The 264-nt window shown below is 67.4% G+C and carries 1 protein-coding gene; it reads right to left on the bottom strand.

The genetic code is table 11. The annotated features are described in order from the left end of the window. Nucleotides 1–71: 71 nt before the first annotated feature. On the bottom strand, nt 72–224 hold the full coding sequence (locus ACPYOG_RS19735; protein ID WP_481295815.1) for a hypothetical protein: 153 nt from the start codon (nt 222–224) through the stop codon (nt 72–74). Nucleotides 225–264: the final 40 nt, after the last annotated feature.

Raw genomic sequence — 264 nt, 5'->3', positions numbered from 1 at the left:
CCCCCCCCCCCCCCCCCCCCCCCCCCCCCCCCCCCCCCCCCCTCCCACCCAAAAGAACCCCCCCCCCCAGATTAGCGAGTGTCTCGTGGGCTCGGAGATGTGTATAAGAGACAGCCCAGGGCCTTCGCCGCGTTCACGATGGAGCAGAGGTCGACCTTGGTACCCATCTCCGCGACCGCCCAGTCGGTGAACACGGCGTTCGCGGAGATCTGTCTCTTATACACATCTCCGAGCCCACGAGACACTCGCTAATCGAGGGGGGGG

This window comes from Leifsonia sp. HAY1-4F, assembly GCF_056755275.1.
This window is presented reverse-complemented; position numbering and strand designations above follow the sequence as displayed.